10 protein-coding genes are annotated in these 16,826 nt (G+C 62.1%); 9 read left to right on the forward strand and 1 reads right to left on the reverse strand.

The features are described from left to right. Positions 1-8: 8 nt before the first annotated feature. The 9 genes from J3U87_RS13125 to J3U87_RS13165 all read left to right on the forward strand — a co-directional run bounded on the left by J3U87_RS13125 (position 9) and on the right by J3U87_RS13165 (position 15,716). The gene (locus J3U87_RS13125; protein ID WP_237383499.1) at positions 9-3,701 is read left to right on the forward strand and encodes a hypothetical protein; all 3,693 of its coding nucleotides are present in this window, start codon (positions 9-11) and stop codon (positions 3,699-3,701) included. An 89-nt stretch (positions 3,702-3,790) separates the two neighbouring features. After that, a complete protein-coding gene (gene pepQ / locus J3U87_RS13130; protein WP_237383500.1) occupies positions 3,791-5,116 on the forward strand; it encodes a Xaa-Pro dipeptidase in 1,326 nt (441 codons plus the stop codon). Between the two features lie 189 nt (positions 5,117-5,305). Then, positions 5,306-6,634 (forward strand): TIGR02679 family protein, encoded by a 1,329-nt coding sequence (locus J3U87_RS13135; protein ID WP_237383501.1) that lies wholly within the window; start codon positions 5,306-5,308, stop codon positions 6,632-6,634. A gap of 56 nt (positions 6,635-6,690) precedes the next feature. Continuing rightward, positions 6,691-8,223, forward strand: coding sequence for a TIGR02677 family protein (locus tag J3U87_RS13140; protein WP_237383502.1), 1,533 nt, complete (start codon positions 6,691-6,693; stop codon positions 8,221-8,223). Then, positions 8,220-9,467, forward strand: a complete 1,248-nt coding sequence (locus tag J3U87_RS13145) for a TIGR02678 family protein (RefSeq protein ID WP_237383503.1) — start codon at positions 8,220-8,222, stop codon at positions 9,465-9,467. Before J3U87_RS13140 ends, J3U87_RS13145 begins: the two co-directional genes overlap by 4 nt. Next, positions 9,464-13,750, forward strand: a complete 4,287-nt coding sequence (locus J3U87_RS13150; RefSeq protein ID WP_237383504.1) for a TIGR02680 family protein — start codon at positions 9,464-9,466, stop codon at positions 13,748-13,750. Before J3U87_RS13145 ends, J3U87_RS13150 begins: the two co-directional genes overlap by 4 nt. 103 nt (positions 13,751-13,853) lie before the next feature. Then, positions 13,854-14,141, forward strand: coding sequence for a hypothetical protein (locus tag J3U87_RS13155; RefSeq protein ID WP_237383505.1), 288 nt, complete (start codon positions 13,854-13,856; stop codon positions 14,139-14,141). Between the two features lie 83 nt (positions 14,142-14,224). Further along, a complete protein-coding gene (locus J3U87_RS13160; protein ID WP_237383506.1) occupies positions 14,225-14,485 on the forward strand; it encodes a hypothetical protein in 261 nt (86 codons plus the stop codon). A 10-nt stretch (positions 14,486-14,495) separates the two neighbouring features. Continuing rightward, entirely contained in the window at positions 14,496-15,716 is a 1,221-nt protein-coding gene (locus J3U87_RS13165) for a class I SAM-dependent rRNA methyltransferase (protein ID WP_237383507.1), read from the forward strand. Between the two features lie 544 nt (positions 15,717-16,260). On the opposite strand, the gene J3U87_RS13170 is transcribed toward J3U87_RS13165, so the two are convergent. After that, positions 16,261-16,773 (reverse strand): adenine phosphoribosyltransferase, encoded by a 513-nt coding sequence (locus J3U87_RS13170; protein ID WP_237383508.1) that lies wholly within the window; start codon positions 16,771-16,773, stop codon positions 16,261-16,263. Positions 16,774-16,826 lie beyond the last annotated feature (53 nt).

The raw sequence follows: 16,826 nt of genomic DNA on the forward strand, positions 1-16,826 counted from the left end.
GACATCCCATGAACGATCGCATGAATTTCTTTCGCCGGATCCCGAACGGCAGGGACATCCTGCTCGTCGCGCTGTGTACCCTGACGGTCATGGCCCAGCCGCTCTGGGCCCAGGCCGACGGCGACGTGGAACGGGGTTGGCACTTGCTCGCCGACAAGAACGACATGACCGGTGCCCGTGGCGCCTTCAAGCCGGGTAAGGAACGGGGCGAGACCCTGGCCTCCATCGGTTGGTTCCTCAGCTTTACCGGCAATGGCCCCACCCAGGAACTCGAAGACGCCGCACTCTCGGTGATGCGTGCCAACCCGGGCGGCAACGCCTCCGAGTTCGTGCTCAAGTGGATGAGTGAAAACCGCGATTGCCTGCCCACCTGGGGCGCGGAAGCGGCCGCCCTGTTCGACGAGAACGTGGTCACCAATCCCGAGCTGATGGCCCACTACGCCAACATGCGCCGGTTTTCCTCGCGGGCCCAGAAAGCTCGCCCCCCCTTCGCCCAGATCGCCGGCGAAGCGGCCTTCATCACCGATTGGAAGATCTCGAATCGCTTCGGTCACTACCCGATTCCGGCCTTCGATCACACCTGGCCCGCCGAAAAAGCCGACTGGTGGAAAGATGCACGCGACTACCACACCCGAACCGGCGTCGTGGTCCCGCCCAACGCGGTATCCGGCGGGGGGGTACTCTACGCCTTCTCGCGCTTCGACAACCCCGCGGATCAAGACGTCCTGTTCCGCCTGTTCACCTATCACAACGCGTCGATCTACCTCAACGGCAAGCTGTTGGCCCATTTTCCCCTGCTCGAGGAGTACGGTTCCAACATCCGCCACCTCCGCCGCCGTTTGCCGGCCGGGAGCTACGAGGTCGTGATCAAGACCACCCAGACCCGTGGCAACAACGGTCAGTTCTCGCTGCAGGTCACCGCGGACAAACAACCGAGCTTTCCCGAACCGGGCAAGCCGCAAACGGACCTGGCGGGTAGTTGGGACAAGGTCGAACACATCCAGGTCGGTCTCGCCGCGGAACTCGAAGGCGACAGCAGTGAAATGGCCGACTTCCTTCGCGCCATCCTGGCGGAAAAGGACAAGAACGACGAACAGACCGTCAGCCTCCTGGAGAAGGTGTTCGAAAAGCATCCGCAAAGCGTCCTGGTCGGGACCCAACTGAGTGCGGTCTACATGTCGATGGTGAAGTTCCTGCCCCAGGAAGACCAACTTTCGCGGGCCTTCCAGATCCTGTTCACCCTCTCGCAGTTGGAAGCTCCCAACCTGGAGGCCAAACTGTCCCTGGCCCTGCTGCTGAACCGCGCCAACAAGACCCGCGACGCATTGGGCCTGATGGACCTGGTGGTCAAGGAGAACCCCGCCTATTGCGAAGCGATCGAATCGCTGATGGTGTTCAGCACCAAGGAGAACCTGTTCGACATCCGCCAGGCCTCGTTGCGTCACCTGGAAGACCTGGGCCCCAATCACCGCTGGGCCCAAAAGCTCCTGGCGCGCGAGTTCAACCGCGACGGCAACCTCAACCGGACCCGCGAGATCTTGGAGAACCTGGCCGACCTGCTGCCTTGGGAAGGCTACGTGGCCGAACTCCACGAGATGAACGAGAACTACGAGGCCGCCATCGAGGACCTGCTGAAACGTTGGGCCATTTTCGAGGATCGCGACTACTATCCCTACGCCATTTCCCGCGACTACGCAAAGCTCGGCAACACCGCCAAACAGCGCGAGTGGCTGCTAAAGACCCTGGAGGTCAACTCGCTCCACGAGGAGGCCATTCTCGACCTGGTCAACCTCAATTGCTACGAAGGCAAGCTGGACGCCGCCCAGAAACTGCTGCGCGACTACCTCCTGATCGAACCCGCCAACGCCACCTTCCGCCAACGGCTCAGCCACCTGGAAGGCCGCACCGCCTTCGAAGAGTTTCGCGTCGACAGCACCCAGATCATCGCCGACGCCAAGAACAAGCCCATATCGGAAGGCGCCGATTCGGAACTGCTGCTGGATCAGTTGATGGTCCGCCTGTTCCCCGACGGTTCGCAGATGCGCTACACGCACCTCGTGACGCGCGTGCTCACCAAGGACGGGGTCGACGTGGAGAGCGAGGTGCGCCTGCCCGGCGAGGACCTGGAAATCCTGGAACTGCGCACCATCAAACAGGACGGCAGCGTGTTCTACCCGGAGAGCTTCGAACACAAGTCGACCATCAGCCTCAGCGGCATCGGCGTGGGCGATTTCATCGACGAGGAACACATCGAGTACCTGCCACCGGCCTATTACGACAAGGACGGGCTGGACGGTTTCATGACCTTTATCTTCCAGGGCATCGACCGCATCTACCACCACAGCGAGCTGGTGCTGATCTATCCCGAGGAGCTGGACCCGGAGCCGGTGCTCCTGGCCCGGAACATGCCGGAAGACCAGCCCCAGATCACGGTCGTGGACGGGCTCAAGTACGTGCGCTGGCTGACCAAGGACATGCCGCCGCTGCACGTGGAATCCGGCATGCCGCCCGCCAACTACCTGCAACCGGTGGCTTCCTTCTACTACAACACCGATTGGCGCGAAATCCGCGACTTCTACCACCACGCCGTCCGCCTGCGGATGGGACTGGTGAACCGCCTCGAAACCCAGGTGGACAGTTGGCGTGCGCTGGACAAGAAGCCCCGCGAGCTGGCGCAGCACATCTACGAGGAAGTGACCGACCGCATCGAGCCCAACGGTCGTTTCTACAACGACGTCAACCTGGTGTGGGAAAGCAAGGCCGGCAACCCGACCCTTCTGCTGGCCTCGGTCTACCGCAGCCTCGGCATTCCCTGCGACATCATCCTGTGCAGCCCCGAACGCATGCGGCACTACACGTTCGACACGCCGTTGCCCAGCCTGTCCTACGCGCTGTTGCGACTGCAGTTCGGTGACGAGACGCTGTGGGTCGATGCCAACCAGAAGAACCTGCCCTTCGGCTACGTCCCGTTTTCCTTCCGCGACAGTCGCGGCGTCCTGCTCTCCAACGGCGACCCCCTGTTCGTGACCATTCCCGGCTACCCCGACGACAGCGAGCGCGTCGAATCGGAATACCGCTTCACCCTGAACCCCGACGGCTCGGTGGAAGCCACCGGTGCGGAACGGTTCTTCGGGATGACGGCCGCTCAGTTGGTCGAGAGTTGGGCCTCGCTGAACAAGCCCGAAACCATGCAGCGGGTGGAAGCGGGCATCAACCAGAACTACCCGGGTGCGGTGGTCTCCAAGGCCGGGCCCACCGAGGACCTGCCGCGCGGCGAGTTCGAAATCACCAACGCCTTCAGCCACGACCACCTGGCCAAGCAGGTGGAAGGCGGCCTGGAAGTGCCCTTCCTGCTACCCAAGACCCCCTTGCTGGAGCGCTACGGGCAGTTGCCCAGCCGCCAGACACCGATCTTCATCGCCCAGCCGCACTACAACGTGTCCAGCCTCGTCCTGACGCTGCCCGAGGGCATGGAGTGGCAGAACGAACCGCTGAAATTCGAGCGCAAAGCGCCGTTTGGCGACTACGCGCTGCAGGTGGAACGAGTCAACGAACGCGAGCTGAAAGTGTCGCGAACCTACCATCTGGGCAGCCAATTCATCCAGCCCGAGCAGTACCAGGATTTTCTTGTCTTTTGCAAGGCCATGGTGGAGAATGAGGATCTTACGTTCAAAGCGGTCAAAGTATTAGGCGCCCCCTGAAGCGCCCGCAGGGGAGAAGGGGCGTGGGACCGGCGCCCCGAATCGCTTTTTTCACCAGGAAAATTCAAAGACGATTACGGGGGTATCCCATGGAACGAGCGAAGCATTTCGCCCGGCACATCGCGCATGTGCAGGGCATCTACGAACAGGCCCTGGCCACCCTGTCGGAAGAGGCCCAACAGATGGACGCGGTCCTGATTCATTCGGGATCGGAAGGCATCTATTTCGGCGACGATCGACACATCTACTTTCAAGCTTTTGGTCACTTCAATCACTGGGTTCCGCTGAATCGGCCCGACCAGATGGTGCTCATTCAGCCCGGTAAGAAACCCACCTATTTCCAGGTCGTCCGACCGGATTTCTGGTACGACCAGACGGTGCACAACGAGGCCTGGTGGGCCGACGCGTTCGAGATCGTCTCGCTCACGGCGCCCGAACAGGTCGTCGACCACCTACCCGCCACGCGCCGGATCGCCTTTCTGGGCGAGAACCTGCCCTTTGCGGCGCAGATCGGCATGCCGTCCAACCTGCACAACGAAAAGAACCTGCTCAATTACCTCGACTACTACCGCGGCATGAAGACCGACTACGAGGTGGGCGAACTGCGCGAGGCCAACCGAATCGCCATGCTGGGTCACGAAGCGGCCCGCAAGTCCTTTTTCGAGCACGGCAGCGAGTACGACATCAACCAGGCCTTCCTCGCCGCCACCAGCATGTTGGAGACCGATTCGCCCTACACCAACATCGTCGGCCTCGATCGCAACGCCGCCATCCTTCACTATCAGTACAAGCAGCGCGACAACGGGCGCGAGAGCAAGACGTTGTTGATCGACGCCGGGTCGGTATCCAACCGCTACTGTTCCGACATCACCCGCACCTACACCCGCGACGACAGCCACCCGGTGTTCCGCGCGATCATGGAAGGCATCGAGCGCCTGCAACTGGCGCTGGTCGATCACGCCAAGATCGGGTCGCCCTACAAGGAGCTCCAGGCCGCGGCCCACGACGGCGTTCTCGATCTGTTGTTGCAGCACGAAATCGTGCGCGGCAATCGCGAAGAACTGTCCGAACACAACCAGGTCAGCCGCCTGTTCTTCCCGCACGGGATCGGCCACCTGCTCGGCCTCCAGGTTCACGACGTGGGCGGGTTCTTCAAGGACGATCACGGCGCTTTGGCACCGCCTCCCGAAGATCACAAGTTCCTGCGCCTGAACCGCGAGATGAAGCAGGGCATGGTGTTCACCATCGAGCCGGGCCTGTACTTCATTCCGGTTTTGCTGGATCCGGAGCGCAACTCGGACCTGGGCAAGAACCTCAACTGGTCCCTGATCGACGCGCTGATTCCCTACGGCGGCGCCCGTTTCGAAGACAACATCCTGCTCGGCGAAGACGGCCCCGTCAACCTGACTCGCTGAACGACCCATTTCGAAAAGCGGCGGCCTCGGTGTCGCCGCTTTTTTCATGCCCCCAACCATCGTGGGACTCCCTTTGGAACGACATCGCCGCGCGATCGCTCGCGGAGAGCTGCATCCCACACGCCCCACCTGTCGGCGGACACCCTTCCCCACGCGAAACACCGAGTTCAAGCACGTGACCACACCCAGATGACAGATGATCCACTTCTCGATGCAGGCGCCTATTTCCGGAAAAAGACCGGACTTCACCGGTTCCTCTCGGGCCTGATCGATAAATACCGCAGTTTGGGTCGCCTTGGCGGACGGGTGGCCCTCTCCGATCTATCCCCCGAGGAAGCGGCGGCGCTTTCCGGCTTGTTGCGTGCGGATTACCGTTCGGGCCAAGAGGCCTCGATTCGCGCGGACGAGTTCGCGATCGCCTTGGCCGAGACGCGCTTCGCCGCGCTCGATCCCGTGGCCGTGCTGGGCGCCTTTGCGGGAGAAGCGCTGATCAGTAAGAAAGAGGCCAAACGACGCCGCGCACGTGCATGGAACGACCTGGTGGATCGATGCCGATCCGAATTCCCGACCGCCAACTGCGTCACATGGCTGGAAGCGCTCGCCGAGCGGCGCCCGGGTACGGCGACCTTCGAGCGCACCTTCCACGCCGACCCCGGCTTCGCCGATGAGCTGCGCCTCGTCCTGCGAGCCCTCGCGAACCTGCCGGATCGCTACCTGCGCCTCCCCCTTTTCTCCGCCGGCATCTCCGGTGATCCACACGCATTCGACCTCCAAACATCCGCGGGCACGCATCTTCTCGCGGCCCTGGAAACCCTGCATCGGCAGCGAGTCGATCGAGGTGCGGCGGCGCCGCTGCCGGCCAGGAGCGAAACGAGCGAAACCGAATACCAAAGCCTGCTTTTGGGCCGCTTTTTCCTGGTGCGCGACGACATCGCCAACTTTTTTTCGTGCTCCGGCCTACTGGCCTACCGCGACGACCGATCCGAACCCCTGCCGATGTGGCGCCACGCCGATGCCGATGCCGCGGTCCTCAACGTACCGTTGCGCGAACTGCTGCGTATCGATCGACTGGAGCCGGCGCGACCGGGCCCGGTCTTCGTGGTCGAGAACTCGGGCATCTTCGCCGCACTCCTGGATGGCCAGGGCGAAGTCGGCCCTGCGCTGATGTGCCTGCACGGTCAATTCAAGTTGTCGGGTTGGATGGCTCTCGAAAAGCTGATCGAGCACGGTGCCGAGCTCCACTATTCGGGAGATTTCGACCCCGAGGGCCTGTTGATGGCCCAACGCCTGATCCAGCGCTTTCCCGAGCGTATCCACCTGTGGCGATATACCGTGACCGACTATCACGCCTCACAACCCCAGGTGGCCCTGACCGCCCAACGCCTGGCCAAATTGGAAAAGGTCGTTCACCCACAGCTCCTTCCGTTGAAAGAGGCGGTCGCGAAGGCCAAATGTGCGGGATATCAGGAAGCACTGCTCTCTTTTTTTCTCGAAGACTTGGGTTTTTCAATTAAATGAACACCAGGATATAATTGCTCTCGTTCTGGAAAATTCGATCTGGCAACGGTGCTTTTTTGGACGACCTCCTCTATCGACGCATTCCCGAAACGGCCTATCTGGACACGGAAAACACGCCCCGATATCGCGCCATTCTTCGGTTTTTTTTCGAGCAACACGAACGCTTGCGCCACTACCTGTTCCCAGAAGAGATTCTCGCACATCTCCATCAACTTCCTCGATTCCAGGGTTATGGCATGGCCGATCTGCAGGCCGATCTCAATGCGCTCGTCGAAAAGAAGAACCTCAACCCCAGGCAGGATACGACCCGGGTCACCTCGATCCACGATTTCAAGAACAAGCGTTTTCGTTACCAGGCCACACCCTACACGATCGAAATCGAACGCCTGGTGCGCAAACTGGCCCAGTTGGGCCAGGGCTTCGGCGGCTCGCTGGAAATCACCCTGTTCGACAGCCTGTTGCAACGACTGAAGCTCTTGGTCTCCAGCGAAAAGGACGCCGACGGCAAACCCCGTTTTTCGATTCTCCAGGAACCCGACGACAAGATCTACCAACTCTGGAGCGAGATGTTCGACTGCTTCCGAAAAATGGGTGAAAACGCGTCGGACTACCTGGCCCACCTCAAAACCGAAAAGGTCGAAGAACGCATGCAGACCGAGGCCTTCCTGGTCTACAAGGACGCCTTCAAGCGCTACCTGGAAAATTTCGTCGTGCAACTCCAGCGTGCCGCGGCCCACATCGAGCAGCTCCTGGGCGGTACCGACCCGACGTTCGTGGAGGCCCTGGCGGGTCGGCTGGCGCGCCACGAAGCCGCCATCCCGAGACTGGACGGTGACCCGCCCGATCCCGAAGAGCTGGCCCAGGGCTACCGCCTCAAGTGGCGCGCGCTGTACGAATGGTTTCACGGCACGGACGGACGCCGCAGCGAATGGCTCTCGCTACAGGACGAAACCACCGATACCATCCGCCGCCTGACTCGCTTCGCGCAACGCATCGGCGAACGGCTGCTGCACGCCCATGGCCGCCGCAAGGACTACCTCCATCTGGCCAAATGGTTCGCCCGACTCGACAGTTTGGAGGAGGCCCATCAGCTTTCCGGCGTCGTCTTCGGCGTGGAACGGCCCCGTCACCTGACGACCGAGCACGAATTCGGCGACGATACCGACGTCACCATCTGGCACCATCCACCGGCCGTGGTCAAAGTCAAACCATCGGTCCGCACCTTTCGCGAGCGCTCCCGTCCCAATCCCGTGCACTCCTACGCCAACGAGCGGGACGCACTGTTGCGCGCCCATCTCCGCCAAAAGGAATCGGAGCGCCAGTTGGTCGAACGCATCATCCGAGACCGGCGCATCGTGCTCTCGGACCTGGACCACGTCGATCCCTACATTCGCAAGACCCTGCTCGATTGGATCGGGCGCTGCACGGCATCGCCGCGCAACCAGACCCGAGCGGAAACCGGGCACCGCGTACGCCTGGCCGCGGAAGAGGGGCGCGTACTCCTGGAAAGCGAGGACGGCCTCATGGAAATGCCCAATTACACTTTCTCGATCATCGACAACCCCGGTTCCCACGAGTCGAACCCATGAGTGAAGATTTCCGCCGCCGCAAGTTCGATGAAGACGACCGCGAGGCCGTTCGCCTGCTGTTGGAGCATTTCTGGATTCTGCGCGACCGCATGCCCGCCGAGTACAGCTTCGTCCGCAGCCGCCTTCCCCACCTGAAACACTACTTTCTCGATCGTTACGGCTACCGCATCATCGACCACCGGCACTTCATCAAGCTCGAGAAGATACCGGCGACACCGCGCGCCTGGATGGGCATCGAGAGCCTGACCAGTCGACGCGACTACGTGGTCCTGTGCTGCCTGTTGGCCTTTTTGGACGAGCGTCAGGTGGACGAACAGTTCTTGTTGAGCCAGGTCTGTGAAGTGGTCAAGGAACTGTATCCCGGTGAAGAGGACGCCGATCCCGAAAGCCCCCGAGCCCCCTTGAACTGGGAGAGCTGGGAGCACCGCAAGTCGCTTGTTCGGGTGCTGAACCTGGCGGTGTCGCGAGGCCTGGTGCGCCAGGTGGACGGTCAGGTGGAGCGGTTCGCCCGCGACGCCGAAAGCGAGGTTCTGTACGAGGTTCCGGTCGTGGCCCGCTATTTCCCCATCTCCTATCCCCAGGAACTCTCGCGCTTCCACACCTTGGCCGACCTGCTGGCCGGCACCGACCATGTCGAAGATCGCCTGCAGTCCCGCCGTCACCGCCTGCACCGCGAGTTGTTGCTGACGCCGGCCTTCTTTCGCCACGAGGCGGAACCCGAGGATTTCGCCTACCTGCGCAGCCAGCGCAACCGCATGCGCGACGATTTCGAGAACCGCACCCCCTACCGGATGGCGCTGAGCAAGCACACCGCGATGCTGGTCGTGCACGAGCAGAGCCATCGCCACCACACCTTTCCCAACAAAAAGAGCATTACCGATTTGATGTTGTTGTTCGCCGCCACCGTGCGCGACGCCTTCGAAGCGACGACACCCGAGCTGGATGCCGAGGGCCGCTGGCCGATCACGACCGTGACCATGGAGAACCTGCTCCACCAGTGCCGGGAAAAGACCGCACACGGCTGGTCCAAGGCCCATCGCGAATTGAGTCCGGCCCAGTTCGGCAAACTGCTGCGCCGCGAACTGCGCGATTGGAACATGATCGTCGAAGCGCCGGAGCAGGCGATGGTGTACCTGTGCCCCACATTGGTCCGTCTCGTGGGCCGTTATCCGAGCGAGTTCACGGCACAGCACACCGAAGAAGGCAAAAAAACTGGTAAACGCCGCTCGAAGGAAAAAGCATGAAACCCTGGCAGATGCACCGTGCCGGACTGTTCAATTTCTGGTACTACAACGATCTGGAAACATTCGATTTCGCCGATGGCAAACTGCTGTTGCGCGGGTCCAACGGCTCCGGCAAATCGGTCACCATGCAGAGCCTGATCACGGTTCTGCTCGACGGCCGAACCGGCTCCGATCGCCTCGATCCCTTCGGCTCCAAGGCCCGCCGCATGGAGGACTATCTGCTGGGTGAAAAAGACCTGGTGGAACGCGACGAACGCACCGGTTATCTCTTTTTGGAATACAAGCGCAAAGGCGAGGAAGCCTACTGCACCACCGCCATCGGGTTGCGGGCCAAGCGCGGCACACCGCTCCAATTCTGGGGTTTCGTCGTGCTCGACAACCGGCGCATCGGGGTGGATTTCGATCTGCACCGCATCGAATACCTGGACGGGCAACGGCAAACGGTGCCGCTGACGCGCCGCGAGTTGGAAGGTCGCTTGGGCGACGGCGGGCATCTGGTCACGGGCCGAAGGGAATACGCGGCCCTGGTCAATCGCCACATCTTCGGTTTCACCGAACCGGGCGGATACACCGACCTGGTCAAGCTGTTGGTGCAGTTGCGCACGCCGAAGCTTTCCAAGGACTTCAAGCCGTCGGTCATCTACGAAATCCTCAACGATTCGCTGAGCGCCTTGACCGACGACGAGTTGAAGCCGCTCTCCGATACCATCGAGAGCATCGACCAGACCGAACAGCAATGCGCCCAATTGGAGAAGGAGCGCAAAGGCCTGCTGTCACTGCGCGCCCCCTACGATCGATACAACGAGTTCCTCTTGTGGGAAAAGGCCGACGGCCTGACCAGGACGCTGCGGCAGCACGACGCGAAGCGAAAGGAATTGGCGGAGCGGGAGGACCGACACGCGAAGGACGTGCAAACGAAGGCCGAAAAAGAAACGGTGCTACAGGATCGCGAACGTGAATTCCGCGTGTTGGACGAGCAGGAAAAGGCGCTTCAGGATCACGACGTGCTGCGAGCCGAGCGCGATCGTCGCCTCACCCAGAAGCGTCAGATCGAGGCGATCCAAGCCCGAACCGCGAAACACAAACGACTGGAGCAGAAGCGCGAACATGTGGCGCGAACCGAACGCGATCTCCACCAACAGCAAGCCCGTGCACGCGAGTTGGAAGCCGCCGTCGCCGAACACCTCCTGGCCATGGCCGAGCCGGCCGCGATCGCCGCATTCGCCGATCACCAAACCCGATCCTCCGAGTTTCAGGTCGGGCGCCTCGACGAAAGCTTGAAAACGTGGCGGGCCGAGGCCGAATCACACCGCACGCTGATCCGTTCGGTGTGTGACAAGTGGCGCGAAGACCTGCGCAAACGCGAGCGTTCCGAAGAGGCCCGCGACGAGATGGAAGACAGCCTGTTGGCGCTGGAAAAGGCGACCGAGGAGGCCCACCAATTGGAGGCCCGCCTGCGCGAGGCTCGCGAAGCGCTGCTCCTCGAGATCGACGTGTGGCTGGAAGAGTCGCAGGCGGTACTGCCCCTGCCGACCACGGCCATTCGCCACATCCGCAACGCGGTGGACGGCCTCTACGAAGAGACCCAGTGGGCCGACGTCATCGCCCCGTTGGCGGAAGAACACGAACGCGCCGTGCGGGAACTGGTGGAGCGGCAGGTCGCCCTGAACCACGCACGCGAACGGAAACAGGCCGAGATCGACGAGGCCAAGCGTGATTTGGCGGAATGGCAGGCACGCAAGGACCCCGAACCCGATCGACATCCCGACACGATCGCGGCCCGCGCCGATCTGCAGGCCCACGGGGTGCCCTTCCAGACCTTCTACAGTGCGGTGGAATTCCGCGACCAGGTGGATCAGGCCGCACGAGAACGGCTGGAATCGGCCCTGACCCGAATGGGCATCCTCGATGCGCTGATCGTACCGCGCGAGCGAGCGGTCGACCTGGCGCTTCGACACGACCGGATTCTGGACCCATCGCGAGTCTCGGCCTCCCACGAAGCCGCACCGAACCAACGGGCATCGAGCACCCTACTGACCTGGTTCTACGCCACGCCAGAAAGTGGGAACGGGGTCGATGCGGCAGATATCGAAGCGGTTTTGGCGACGCTGACCGTCTCCGAATCGCACATCGATGCCCATGCCGACAGCCCGCCCGCTGGACATGCCTTCGCGGATCTGGACGCCACCGGTGCCTATCGCATCGGTCCGATCCGGGGTCATGCGCCACGGGAAGAAGCCGCGATCTACATCGGTCGCGAAGCCCGGCGCCGTTTCCGCGAGCGCAAGATCGACGAACTGTGTCGGCTGCTCGCCGCACTTCAGGCGGAACACGCCGAGCTGGCGCGAAACCTCGCCGAAATCGAGGACGCCCGCCGCAGGGTCGACGAAGCGCGTGCCGTTTTCCCCACCGAGCAACAGGTGCGCGCCGCCGACGAGGCGCTCCAGAAACAGCTTCGGGAGGTCGCCGTGCGCCGCGAAGAGGGCGAACGCAAGAGCAAGCTGTTCGAAACCGCCTTGGCCGCCTGGCGGGCTTTCCACGCGGCGCTGGAAGCCGAGTTGAACCGGCTGGCCTTGGCCCGTACGGAAGCGGCCTGGCGCCAAGCCTTCGAAGCCATGGACCGCTACCTCGCCCTGTTTCAGAAGCTGGAACTGGACGACAGCCAATTGGGCGCCACGCACCAGCGATTGGTTCAGGTCCGCGATCACCTCGACGAGTTGGTCGAGGACCGCACCCAATTGGAAATGGAAATCGCCGAACTCGATGAAGAGGTTCGCGAGCAAGGCCTGCGGCTGGAACAAATCGATAAACGCCTCGAGGAAATGGGGGCCGAGGAGATTCGCGCCAAGATACAGGCGCTCCAGGAACGCCTGCGACAACTGCCCGAGGAGATCAAGTCGCTGAACCGTACGATTGCGAGACTGGGTTCGGAGATCGATAACTCGGTGCGGGAGATCGAACGCGCCAGCCGGGAATGCAGCATGCTGGATCGGGTGTGCGGAGGTTGGTTGGCGTTGTTTCGCGACGAGATGGGTCTGCGTTTGATGCGTCGCCTGGATTTCCGCGAATTGGGCGAGCTGCCGCTGGTCGACGAGTGGCAGCCGGAATCGTGGGATCCCAAGACCTGTCGCCGCATCGCACGCTGGCTTCTACGCCAACTGGATCAGGCCACCAAGGATGTGCCCAACCCGGCCAAGCAGCGCGAGCGCTTGCAACAGAACCTGGCGTCGGCCATGGCGCGGGTCGAGGGCGATCTGGTGGAATACCGGCCCCACCTGCGGTTACGCGATGTGGATAACCTGCCCGAGCCACCCGCGAGTCCGGATCCCCACTGGTCCTATGCCTTCGAGGAACTGGCGCGGGCGGCCTCGCGCCAAATCCTGCAACTGGATTTGGGGGGCAATCCCCTCAATCCCTACTCGCTGCTGGAAAAGATCGAAAGCAACATCGAGGACCTGAAGCAGGCCCTCACCGAAGAAGACCGCCGCCTCTACGAAGAGGTCATCACCAACAATATCGGTCGCATCATCACCGACCGTATTCGCCGCACGCGCTATTGGGTTCAGCAGATGAGCACCTCGATGAAGGGGCTCGACATTTCCAGCGGCCTGGTCTTCTCGCTGGAGTGGCACGCGCTGACCGCCGAAGACGAGCGCGAACTGGATACCGAAGATCTGGTGCGCCTGCTGGCCAAGGATCCGGAAGTCCTGAACGAGGAGCACCAGAAACGCCTGGCCGCCCACTTCCGCACCCGGATTTCGAGGGCCAAGACCCTGGTGGAGGATTCGGGCGGCACCCTGACATCCCATCAGGCCATCAAGGAAATGCTCGACTTTCGCCGCTGGTACGCCTTCCAGCTCTACTACCGGCGTGCCGACAAACCGCGACGCAAGCTCAGCGATCGCGATTTTTTCCGTTTCAGTGGCGGCGAGAAGGCGATGGCGATGTACATCCCGCTCTTTTCGGCGACCTGTTCGCGTTACGGCGATGCAGCCGAGGACGCGCCCTGGGTCGTTTCGCTCGACGAGGCGTTCGCCGGCGTCGACGAGAACAACATTCGCGAGATGTTCGACTTGATGGAACGCCTCGGTTTCAACTATCTCATCAATTCCCAGGCTTTGTGGGGCGATTACGAAACCGTGGCCAACCTGCGCATCTGCGAATTGGTGCGACCGCGCGACGCGCCATTCGTGACGGTGGTCCGCTATCGCTGGAACGGCAAACGCCGCATCCGCGAATCGGCCATCGAGCCGTTGGAGGAACAACAACCGCTGCTGATCTGATCCAGCCGTCAACCAGCCGATTCGAACAGAACCGGACAACGTGCCGGCGGCAGGGTACCGAAATGGGGCATCTTTGCGCCTGATCCTGAAAAGGGAGGCGCACATGTCCCGTCGACTCATCGAAGTACTCTGTCTGCTCGGCTCCGTGGGATCGCTCGTCATGGCGATGAATTCCGAAGAGATCCGGGTCTGGCTCTATTTGTCGTTCGTGCTCGGTTTCACCGGGGTCCTGAAACGGGAATACCGACGGCAAGACGAGGCGCAGAAGGCCATCGAACTGCTGCAAGAAGAGGTTTGGCAACGCAAAGAGGCCCGCGGATCCGAGATCGAACCGGCGGCGAAAGCACAGACCAAGGAAGGAGAAGCGGAACCGGGTGCCGCGCCCCAGTGATCGCATCACCGATCGCATTCCCGTGGGCTTTTTGGTCGATCGGCCGCGAAGGAATCGAGCGAGCTTGCTATACTGCAGTCATGGTGAAACGAAGATCCATCGAGGTTCGCTGCAAATGCGGCCAGGCTCTGGCCCGCTACAAGAAGGGCGGCAACGGTCGCCTGGTCAAAATGTTCTTCCAGAGAATCGCGGTGGACCACGCCGGCATCTTTCTCACCGAGCCACCCTTGCCGCTGAATCGAGAAATAAGCTGCCCCAATTGCGGAAAGCGCGTCGCAACCGTGCAAATCGTCAGTGGAAAGTACGCGGCCAAGATGAATCAAGGCGCCATTCAACCCATTTGAGGTCACAACCATGTCGTCATCAGCTCACGCCACCGCGGTCCTCCACGGCAAGCGCGCGGAAATCCTGCGCCGCTACGGCCATCCCTGGATCTATTCGAAAGGGGTCACCAAGAAACCGGAAGTCGAATCCGGCGAGCTGGTCCGCGTCGCCAGCGCGGCCGGTGACACCATCGGCTGGGCGTTCTTTCACCCGCGCAACAACATCTGCCTGCGCCTGGTCCACTTCGGCCAAGAGGCGCCGGACGAGGCCTTCTGGCGCGACCGCCTGGCGCGGGCCTGGCGGCTCCGGCAACGCTTCCTGCCTCCCGACACCAACGCCTTTCGATGGATTCACGGCGAAAACGACGGGCTGCCCGGCCTGACCGTCGACGTCTTCGACCAGGTCCTGGTCATGCAGATCACGACCCAGGGATTCGAGCGCCTGCGGGAACCCTTGTCGCGTTGGTTGTGCGAAGTATCCGGACGTGCCGCACTCTTCGAAAAGAGCGACACCGCGGCACGCGGCCAGGAAGGCCTGCAGCCCCGCACGGGTTGGGTGACGGAGGCCGTCGCGGAAGCGGTGACCCTTCGCGAAGGGGGCATCGAGCGCCGCATCGACCTGGCCTCGGGCCACAAAACCGGTTTTTATTTGGACCAGCGCGATCAACGGGCCTGGCTGCGCCAGGTGGCGCGCGACGCCTCGGTGCTGGACCTGTTCAGCTACACGGGCGGTTTCTCGATCAGTGCGCTGGCGGGCGATGCCGGCGAGGTGCTTGCGGTAGACAGCAGCAGTTCGGCCCTGGCGGAGATCCCGACCCAGGCCGAACTCAACGGATTGGACACGGGCCGGTTGACCACGCGCCGTGCCGACATCTTCGCGGCCCTGCGCGATCACGACGGCCCGCTGGCCCCGCGCCCGAACGGATTCGATATCGTGGTCTGCGACCCGCCCGCCATGGCCAAGAGCCATCGCGCCAACGACCAGGCACTCAAGGGTTACCGCAAGTTGAACCGCGACGCGTGCCTTCAGGTCGCCGACGGCGGCCTGTTCCTCACCTTCAGTTGCAGCGGCGTGGTCAGCGAGGACGATTTCCGCCAGAGCGTCTTCCTGGGCCTGCGCGATTCGCGGCGCGAGGGCTTGGTGCTGAAGCAGTTCGGACCGGGATTCGACCATCCCACCGCGCTCCACTTTCCCGAGGGCCGCTATCTGAAGGGCCTGGCATTGCAGATCCGGCACCTCCATCGCGCATGATCGACGTTCCCGCATACCCGAGAGAGGCGTCGTCGCAGTAGGTTGGCCCGCTGGGCCGACACTTCGGAGTGACTTGATGGCGAATTAAAACGATACAACAGAGCGGAGCCCCCAAGTTTCGAACGATCCACGGAAGCGAATTACAACCTCCTGCAGACCAATCTCAGGTTTGTTGTTTTTTGCTCAATCGAAGGCGAGGAGCTCCGCTCCTGGGGCCATTCTGATGGGTAAATTGGATCGCTTCGACGAGTCGGCCCAGCGGGCCAACCTACCGCGACCACGCCGCTCTCACGATGCGGGGACTTTGAACTGGGCGCCTTCGAAGGCGCGCCGCTAGGGTAATAATCGGCTTCACTCTTTGGCGTCATCCACTTCCGTTCCATGCGTCACTCCGAAGTGTCGGCCCAGCGGGCATACCGCCCGTGACCAACCTACAGCAATGACAACGCTTTCGGCATGCGGGCACTGCCTGCTTGGATCGCTTCGATATAGAGCCACGCGGGCGCGGCCCATCATCCGGCAGGCACCGCGTGGATGGCGACCGTCAATAGTGAATCAGGGTACTGATCGGAATGCTGCCCAGCTTTTCGCGGCCCTCGAGGAAATCCAACTCGATCACGAAGCTGAAACCACTCACGATACCGCCGATCTTGGCGATCAGCTCACCCGCCGCCGCCGCGGTGCCACCCGTTGCCAACAGGTCGTCCACGATCAGGATCCGGTGATCCGCCACGACCGCGTCCACGTGGATTTCCAGGGTATCGGTGCCGTACTCCAAATCGTAGGTCAGCGATTCGGTGTGATAGGGCAACTTGCCGGCCTTGCGAACCGGGGCGAAGCCGCAGCCCAACTCGCGGGCGACGCCCGGCCCGAAAATGAACCCACGCGATTCGATACCCACGACCAAATCGATGTTCTTGTCCTTGAACGGCGCCGCCATGTCGTCCACCGCCGCGGCGAGTGCCGGACCGTTGGCGAGCAAAGGGGTGATGTCCTTGAAGATGATGCCCTCTTTGGGGAAGTTGGGAATGTCGCGAATCAGGGAGACGTAATCCATGGGTTTCCTTCCTTCAATCATGTGCTGAATGGCGCGCCGGATCATCCTCGGCG

It is taken from the genome of Sulfidibacter corallicola (assembly GCF_017498545.1).
Lineage (GTDB): Bacteria > Acidobacteriota > Holophagae > Acanthopleuribacterales > Acanthopleuribacteraceae > Sulfidibacter > Sulfidibacter corallicola.

Bases quoted from the DNA above. Each gene is read 5' to 3' on its own strand.
- J3U87_RS13125 (WP_237383499.1), top strand. From the start codon at position 9: ATGAACGATCGCATGAATTTCTTTCGCCGGATCCCGAACGGCAGGGAC.
- pepQ (WP_237383500.1), top strand. From the start codon at position 3,791: ATGGAACGAGCGAAGCATTTCGCCCGGCACATCGCGCATGTGCAGGGC.
- J3U87_RS13135 (WP_237383501.1), top strand. From the start codon at position 5,306: ATGACAGATGATCCACTTCTCGATGCAGGCGCCTATTTCCGGAAAAAG.
- J3U87_RS13145 (WP_237383503.1), top strand. From the start codon at position 8,220: ATGAGTGAAGATTTCCGCCGCCGCAAGTTCGATGAAGACGACCGCGAG.
- J3U87_RS13150 (WP_237383504.1), top strand. From the start codon at position 9,464: ATGAAACCCTGGCAGATGCACCGTGCCGGACTGTTCAATTTCTGGTAC.
- J3U87_RS13155 (WP_237383505.1), top strand. From the start codon at position 13,854: ATGTCCCGTCGACTCATCGAAGTACTCTGTCTGCTCGGCTCCGTGGGA.
- J3U87_RS13165 (WP_237383507.1), top strand. From the start codon at position 14,496: ATGTCGTCATCAGCTCACGCCACCGCGGTCCTCCACGGCAAGCGCGCG.
- J3U87_RS13170 (WP_237383508.1), bottom strand. From the start codon at position 16,773: ATGGATTACGTCTCCCTGATTCGCGACATTCCCAACTTCCCCAAAGAG.